Genomic DNA, 7,892 nt, shown 5'->3' on the forward strand with positions numbered 1-7,892 from the left:
GGTTTTAAAACAAGAATTTTAGCCAAAATAACAGCATTAACATTGGTTCAATATATCAATAAATTCATTTTTGATAGACCAATAAACAATATTAAAAATCAAATAATTTAATTACACCCAACGGGTTTACGATTTATTCAATTTAAATATCAAGTCAACATTTAGTTATTTATTCTCGAATAGGTTTCAAAAGTGAAGTCGTAGTTGTGTTTCTCGTCTTTAGGATGAAAGTCTTGTGACGTTAATTTCCATTTAGTCAAGTCAATTTCAGGGAAAAAAGTATCCGCATCAAAGGAGTGATGCACACGCGTTATATCAAGCGTATCTGCTATTTCGATAGATTGATTGTAAATTTCTCCACCACCAATGATGAAAATTGTTTCATTTTTTGGACAGGCTTTTATGGCATCGTCTAACGAATTGACCACAATGCAATCGGGAATATTAAAATCTTTTTGACGTGAAATAATGACATGGGTTCTATTAGGCAAAGGTCTAGGGAAACTTTCAAAAGTTTTTCTACCCATGATAATGAAATGCCCAGAAGTGGTATTTTTAAATCGTTTAAAATCATCGGGTAAATGCCATAACAATTGATTGTTTTTTCCCAAGGCGTTATTCTCTGCAATGGCTGCTATAAGTATAATCATTTTACTGGTGGTTTAGCATTTTCTAAATCATTGTTTAGCTGTTCAATTTTTTTGGCTTGTTTTAGCATTAATTTATCGATTTGGGCTCTTTCCCAATTTTTATTCATAAAACTGTCGGTGATAAAAACTTTGACTGTATGAAAGAAAAAAATAAACACCCAAATCGTGCTTGTCCAAATCCACCAATTAACTTCGGGATAGAATGAAAGCCATTTGTTAGCTACAAATAGAAACAAACTGCCTATTACAAGAAGAATTAAATGGATTGACAACTGTTTTTTTTGTTTAATTCTGTCTCTTGCATATTCGTATAATTCATGCTGATTGTTATCCATAAGGTAAAAATTTGTCATTAAAGGTAAAATTTATTTTTAAAATTAAGAAATCCCACTTTATCAAATTGTTTTAGGAAAACGTTTTCTTAATCGAGGATTAAAAAATAATGTAATATAAAATTACACATCTTCTTTTTAATTGTGATAGTTTTTATTAAATTCCTAAAAATGATTATCGCTGTAAAACGTATACCAAAACATTTTAACTTTGCCACAGTAATCTATAAATGAATTAGTTATGGCTATTAAAAAACAAGTTATAAAAACAAAACCGGTTGTTAAAGTTACATTTTCAATAGAAGCAAAAGAAGCTACTACAGCCGCAGTAATTGGTGATTTCAACAATTGGAATCCATCAGAAGGTGAATTATCAAAGTTAAAAACAGGAACTTTCAAAGCTACTTTTGATTTACCAAAAGACAAAACTTTTGAGTTTAAGTATTTAATTGATGGTCAATATATAAACGAGCCAGAAGCAGATAGTTATGCTTATAACGAATTTGCTGGTGCAGAGAATAGTGTTTTAGCGTTGTAAATTTGTTTGGTTAAAACGTAAAGTCCGTTTCGATTTATGAAACGGACTTTTTTTTGTTCTAAAATTTGTAACTATCTCAAATTTTAACTCAAACATCTAATGGTGTAGTCAAAATAGAGTCAATTTATACTATTTTTAAGGAATTTAAAAGTTTGAAAGTTTTTACACATGCTATTTTTATTCCTTTGACGCTTCTCGGGCAAATGGCTGAATTATAATTCCAGCTTTGTGAAATTCGGTAAGACAATTTTCATATACATCCGATGAAGTAGTAATAGCATCTTGATTTTTTGACCAAGGATAAACACCTAAAAGAATTGAGTTGTCCGTAAGGTTTTTAACAACTACAGTTGGTTCTGGATTTTTTAAAATTTGGGGTTGGTTGTGCATTACCTGCATTACGATTTCTTTAGCAGTCTTAATATTTGTTTCGTAAGAAAGTGAGAATACTAAATCGGCTCTACAAATTCCTTCTATTGAATAATTAGTAATAACGCCATTAGACAATATTCCGTTGGGTATAAAAATGGTTTGATTATTTACAGTTATAAGTTTAGTAACAAAAATTTGTATTTCGCTTACTGTTCCTATTACTCCTTGTGCCGAAATAGTATCGCCTACTCTAAAAGGTTTAAACAAAATAATCAGCATTCCTCCAGCAAAATTTGATAACGAACCCTGTAAAGACAAGCCTACTGCTAAACCTGCTGCACCAAGAACTGCTACGAAAGATGAGGTTTCGATACCTAGTTTTGAAATAAACGAGACAAACAGCAATATGCGCAAAACCCAAAGTAAAATGTCGGCAAGAAATTTAGACAATGTTGGCTCAAGTTCTCTTTTGAGCATCATTTTTTTGACCAAACGATTGATGATTCGAATAGCATATAAACCCAAAAACAATATTACAAATGCAGATATTATTCGCGGCGAGTAGTCGATAAGTACATTCAAAAAAGTATCAGCGTAAGTGCTAAATGAATTGATGTATAACATAGCTTTAGTTTTGAATTGTTTTTTAGAAAAAAACCTCTATTTTCGGGATAATTTGGATAACAAAAGTAGTAATTTTAACGATGAATTTTTTTGGGTTGCTACAAAAAAATATAGCTCTACTTCAATTATTCAAGTTTTATTTGATGCAATATTTCTTCAAAATTTTTGGTTGGAATATCACATGTTTTGTTTTGGCATAAATAAAAAAGTGTTTCCTTTTCTGAAAACCGATTTTTTAAAAACGGAAGATTTGACACCGAATTACTTCCTGCTATGACAATATTGGGAAGATAGTTTTTATTTAATTTTTGCAAATAGGAGTGAGCATTGTTCCCACAGATGGCTAATTCTTTATTTTGCTCTGAAAAATGTAAAAGTGCATTCAGCCAATTAGAAAATGCCGAGGGATAATCAATAGTTGGCAATATATTTTGAAGCATTTGTTGACAAATTGTTTCGTAATAAATGTTGTTGAAATAAATGCTTAAACGAAATAAATTATGAGCCATAACAGAGTTTGCCGCTGGAATTACGTTGTCTTCTACTTCAAAATGAGCCGTGATTAGCGCATCATCATCCTTTGAAGTAAACGAAAAGAATTGTGCTTTTTTGTCATAAAAAAAGTCGAAACAGTAGTCGGTTAGTTGTTTGGCATTTTTTAAATAGATTTCATCTAAAGTTGCTTCGTATAAGGCAATAAAAGCGTCGATGACATGAACATAATCTTCAAGAAAACCATTAATTGTTGCTTTATCGTTCTTAAAGTTTCGGAACAGGTTTCCTTCTGTTGACCAGAGATAGTTGGTTATAAATTTTGCATTTTGAACAGCAGTTTTTAAAAATTTTTCTTCGCCCAATGCTTTGTAGGCATCAACAAATCCTTTCAGCATGATGGCATTCCACGATGTTAAAGACTTGTCATCTAAGCGCGGTTTGCTTCGTTTTTCACGAATAGAATATAATTTTTCTTCCCAATTATTTTTCTTTTGTTGAAGAATTTCAAGGGTAATGTTTTGCTGTTTTGCGACATTTTGTAGTGTTTGATTTTGGATCAGAACGTAGTTATCGTGTTCCCAAAACCCAAATTCGTTCACATTAAAAACAATGGAGAATAACTCAAAATCATCTTGAAGTATAGTTTGTAATTCTTCTTTGGTCCAAACATAAAAAGCACCTTCCTCGAGTTTCCCTTTATTGTTTAAACTATCGGCATCAAGTGCTGCATAGAAACTTCCTTCGTCTGTGAGCCATTCTTTTTCCACGAATTTAAGTGTTTTTATGATGACTTCTTCATATAATTTGTTTCCAGTAAGTTTATAAGCATTTGCATACAATGATACTAATTGACCATTGTCGTAGAGCATTTTTTCAAAATGGGGTACATGCCATTTCATATCGACTGAATATCTTGAAAAACCGCCATCGATGATATCAAACAAACCACCAGAAGCCATTTTGGTAAGCGTTAAATCAACAAAATCTAATAGTTTTTTGTTTTTAGTTTGATAACCATATCGTAAGAGAAATTCATAGTTAGTAGGCATCATAAACTTGGGTGCGCGAGCCATGCCACCATATTCCCAATCGAAGCTTTTTTGCCATTTTTCTACCAATTTTTCTAGTGTTTCAAAATCGAAAGTATTGGCTGAATTTTGAGTTGGAATAATATTCAAGGATTGTAAGCCTTCATGCAGTTTTTCGGCGTAGTCTAAAATTGTTTGTGGATTATTGATGTAAAGTTCGTGTAGTTTTTCTAGGGAATTTATCCAATCGTTTTTTCTAAAATAAGTTCCACCCCAAATTGGTCTTCCGTCAGGCAATGCAACTACATTCATTGGCCAACCGCCATGACCAGTCATTACTTGTATGGCTTTCATATAAACAGCATCAATATCAGGACGTTCTTCACGGTCGATTTTTATGTTTATAAAATGAGCATTCATTACTGACGCAACTTCTTCGTTTTCAAAACTTTCGTGTTCCATCACATGACACCAATGACAGGCAGAGTAACCTATGCTTATGAGGAGTAGTTTATTGGATTTTTTGGCAAGTGTCAAAGAATTTTGGTTCCACGCTTTCCAATGCACAGGATTATTGGCGTGTTGTAATAGATATGGACTGGTTTCAAGGTGTAGCTCGTTCATAGTAGATAGTTTAGCCCAGATAGAAGTGTAAATCCTTTTCTTTTTTTTTCTTTAAAAAAAAGAAAAGATTGTAACGGATAGCTGGAAGTAGCTTCTTATAATTAAATAATTAAGCGCCAAGTATTGAATGCTAAAAGATAATTTTTATTATTAAATAATATTATCCATTGAGTGCTTCTACGATGATGTCTTTGTCGTTTAGCATGTCTTTTAACATATTTTCTATGCCACTTTTTAAAGTGAAAGTTGAAGAAGGACAGCCATTGCATGCTCCTTGTAATACTACTTTCACCCTTTTTTCGTTTTTGTCATAAGAGTCAAAAAGGATATTTCCACCATCGGCTGCAACGGCGGGTTTCACATATTCTTCTAAAATATTGATTATTTGTTGAGATGTGGTGTCGAGCGATTCGAAGTTTTTGATTTGCTGTTTTTCTTGCTTTACATCATCTACAATTAGAGTTTCGTCTAAAACCGTTCCGCCGTTTTCAATAAATTGTTTGATAAATGTGCGTAGCTCTAATGTTATTTCATCCCATGAAATACTGTCATATTTTGTTACTGAGATGTAATTCTCGGCAATAAAAATTTCTTTAACAAAGTGGAATTTAAACAATTCTAGTGCAAGCGGTGATGGTTTTGCTTCGTCGATATTTTTAAATTCTGCAGCTGATTTTGTGAGCGCTTTATTGACTACAAATTTTAATGAAGCAGGGTTAGGCGTAGTTTCGCCATACACTGTGATAGGTTGTTTTTTTGTTTTGTTTTCTGATGGTAGAACGATTACACCGCCATTAATGATAAAAGTTTCTATTTGTTCAGCGACGTCATATTGTACATCAGCCCAATCTACAATATTATATCTTTCTATAGCAATGAAATTTCCTGATATATATACTGTTTTAACGAAAGGGAGATAGAAAAGTTGTTGTGCTAGCGGAGAATTTTTGGCTTCGTCGATATTTTTGAATTCAAAGCTCTGATTTTCAGTAATAAAATCGGGAAATTCGAATTTTAAAATTGCTGGATTTTGGGTTTGTCTTATATTGATTTTCATGTGTGTAGAAATTTTTTCTGCAAATTTAACAAAGTTATTTTCTACGAATACTTATATTTGGAAATTAAACACTTTCTTAACACTTTTGGGTTTAGAGTTCAAGGTATTGACTTAAATTTTTTTGAATGAAACAACTTTTCTTTTTCTTTTTTTTCTTCATCAGTTTTGTATCATCTGTTGCGCAACCAATAACCGTTAATACAACTACTTATACTGTTCCTCAGTTGGTTCAGGATGTTTTATTTGCTCCAGGTACAGCAAATTCATCGTGCGTTGGTGCAATCTCAAATATTAATTGGTTAACGGGAACAAACTTTAACTCTGAAAATGGGATAGGTTTTTTTCAAAATACTAATCCTAATTTTCCTCTTGCATCGGGTGTGATACTTTCAACAGGAAATGCATTAAGTGCTCCAGGACCAAACACTACAACATTAAGTCAAGGACTGTATACTTTTCCTGGAACTACTAATACGTGGTTTGGCGATACTGATTTATATAATTATATTTTGGATTTAAACATTATCGATCCCTCAGATAATTATTTTAATGCAACGATTTTAGAATTTGATTTTACTCCTTTGACCAATCAAATGAGTTTTGATTTTCTTTTTGCGTCAGAGGAGTATGGTGCTTTTCAGTGTACTTATTCTGATGCATTTGCCTTTTTCTTAAGTGATTTAACCGCTGGAACACCTGCCATAAATTTGGCATTAGTACCGAATACAACCGATCCAATTTCTGTAACGACTATCCGCGATGATGCCAATGCTAGTTGTGGGCCAGAAAATGTTACCTATTTTGGTTCAAATAACCAAGGTACTAATGCCGCTACCTCTGCAACAAATTTTAATGGACAAACTGCTTTGATGACGGCAACATCGCCTGTAATTCCGAATCATGTTTATCGTATAAAGTTGGTTATAGCGGACTTAAATGACGGGTCTTTTGACTCAGCTGTTTTTCTTGGTGGTGGAAGTTTTAATATTGGTTCTGCTGAAATTACTGGAACTGGAGAATTCGACGGAATCCAAGACTTTTCGGGCACTAATGCTATCTGTGGAAGTAAAACCGTTCTTGCTCAGGCAGGTTCAGTTCCAATACCTGGTGCGACTTATTCGTGGGCCTTAAATGGAAACCCAATCGCCGGTGCTACTTTTTTTAACTATACAATAACGGATCAAGGAACTTACTGTGTTACCATAACCTTTCCAGGCGGTTGTCAACAGACAGACTGCATGGTTGTTGAATATCTTGCAACAGCGAGTATCGGTGTTCCAAATGATTTAGTGGAGTGTGCTGCGCCATTTAATCTGACAGATAATTCAGCTCTAATATTGAATGGAGCTTCCAATCCAATTTCTTTTCATCAAACCCTTGCAGACGCGCAAGAATTAGCATCGCCTATTTTTAACGCAACCAATTTCAATGGATTTGACGGACAAACCATTTATGTTGGGGTTGAAGATAATAATACTGGTTGTATAGTAACGACGGAATTTGACCTACAAATAGATCCTTCTCTATGTATAGTTAGCCCCGTTCCTTTAACACCACCAAATCTTACTTTGTGTGAGAGTTCTTTTAACTCAGGTTTTACAACTTTTGATTTCACATCACAATCCTCAATTATCTATGGAACCAATAATCCTTTAGATTATACTATTTCATATCATACCAGCCAGGCTGAAGCAAATAGTGGTTCTGGTGCAATTAATCCAATAAACTCTTTTACAGGTAGTAATGGTCAAACAATTTATGTTAGGTTACAAGAAAATGCTTTGCCTACAAATTTTGGAACTACAAGTTTTCAATTAATTGTAAATTCAATTCCATCAGTGACAATTTCATCGGTTCCATCTGTTTGTCCCAATGAATCCGCGACAATAGTTTTTAATGGCACACCTAACTCTCAAGTAACTTACAATATTAATTCAGATCCTAGTCAAATAATTAATTTAAGCTCGAGTGGAAACGCATCAATCGCCACCCAACCCTTGACAGCGACAGTAAGTTATAATTTATTATCAATATCTAATTTATCATCCACCTGTTCCCAGCCACAAACGGGTTCAGCAGTAGTAACGGTAAACACCGCACCAACGATAGTTACTCCTAGTCCTTTAGTAGTTTGTGATGACAGTAATAATAACGACGGGATAGCATGTTTTG

At 33.4% G+C, this 7,892-nt stretch carries 7 protein-coding genes and 1 pseudogene; 3 read left to right on the plus strand and 5 right to left on the minus strand.

What is annotated here, in order from left to right; genetic code table 11:
* Positions 1-111, plus strand: a pseudogene (locus tag WFZ85_RS15465) (IS982 family transposase); the annotation flags it as partial.
* A 50-nt stretch (positions 112-161) separates the two neighbouring features.
* Here WFZ85_RS15465 and WFZ85_RS15470 read toward each other — a convergent pair.
* On the minus strand, positions 162-650 hold the full coding sequence (locus WFZ85_RS15470) for a dihydrofolate reductase (protein ID WP_342697168.1): 489 nt from the start codon (positions 648-650) through the stop codon (positions 162-164).
* Positions 647-985, minus strand: a complete 339-nt coding sequence (locus WFZ85_RS15475; RefSeq protein WP_342697169.1) for a 2TM domain-containing protein — start codon at positions 983-985, stop codon at positions 647-649. Before WFZ85_RS15475 ends, WFZ85_RS15470 begins: the two co-directional genes overlap by 4 nt.
* A gap of 238 nt (positions 986-1,223) precedes the next feature.
* Between WFZ85_RS15475 and WFZ85_RS15480 the strand changes: the two genes are divergently transcribed.
* Complete coding sequence (locus WFZ85_RS15480) at positions 1,224-1,520, plus strand: isoamylase early set domain-containing protein (protein WP_342697170.1); 297 nt, start codon at positions 1,224-1,226, stop codon at positions 1,518-1,520.
* A gap of 177 nt (positions 1,521-1,697) precedes the next feature.
* Here WFZ85_RS15480 and WFZ85_RS15485 read toward each other — a convergent pair whose 3' ends face one another.
* The 3 genes from WFZ85_RS15485 to WFZ85_RS15495 form a co-directional block, all read right to left on the minus strand.
* Positions 1,698-2,516, minus strand: coding sequence for a mechanosensitive ion channel family protein (locus tag WFZ85_RS15485; protein ID WP_342697171.1), 819 nt, complete (start codon positions 2,514-2,516; stop codon positions 1,698-1,700).
* A 125-nt stretch (positions 2,517-2,641) separates the two neighbouring features.
* Positions 2,642-4,663, minus strand: coding sequence for a thioredoxin domain-containing protein (locus WFZ85_RS15490; protein ID WP_342697172.1), 2,022 nt, complete (start codon positions 4,661-4,663; stop codon positions 2,642-2,644).
* 160 nt (positions 4,664-4,823) lie between these two features.
* Positions 4,824-5,720: a NifU family protein gene (locus WFZ85_RS15495; protein ID WP_342697173.1), complete on the minus strand. Its 897-nt coding sequence runs from the start codon at positions 5,718-5,720 to the stop codon at positions 4,824-4,826.
* 125 nt (positions 5,721-5,845) lie between these two features.
* Between WFZ85_RS15495 and WFZ85_RS15500 the strand changes: the two genes are divergently transcribed.
* Positions 5,846-7,892, plus strand: a 2,047-nt coding sequence (locus WFZ85_RS15500) for a choice-of-anchor L domain-containing protein (RefSeq protein WP_342697174.1), incomplete at its 3' end; no start/stop codon positions are given.

The organism is Flavobacterium aureirubrum, from assembly GCF_038739835.1.
Classification (GTDB): Bacteria; Bacteroidota; Bacteroidia; order Flavobacteriales; family Flavobacteriaceae; genus Flavobacterium; species Flavobacterium aureirubrum.

Coding starts and splice junctions, on each gene's coding strand:
- WFZ85_RS15470 (WP_342697168.1), bottom strand. CDS start 650: ATGATTATACTTATAGCAGCCATTGCAGAGAATAACGCCTTGGGAAAA.
- WFZ85_RS15475 (WP_342697169.1), bottom strand. CDS start 985: ATGGATAACAATCAGCATGAATTATACGAATATGCAAGAGACAGAATT.
- WFZ85_RS15480 (WP_342697170.1), top strand. CDS start 1,224: ATGGCTATTAAAAAACAAGTTATAAAAACAAAACCGGTTGTTAAAGTT.
- WFZ85_RS15485 (WP_342697171.1), bottom strand. CDS start 2,516: ATGTTATACATCAATTCATTTAGCACTTACGCTGATACTTTTTTGAAT.
- WFZ85_RS15490 (WP_342697172.1), bottom strand. CDS start 4,663: ATGAACGAGCTACACCTTGAAACCAGTCCATATCTATTACAACACGCC.
- WFZ85_RS15495 (WP_342697173.1), bottom strand. CDS start 5,720: ATGAAAATCAATATAAGACAAACCCAAAATCCAGCAATTTTAAAATTC.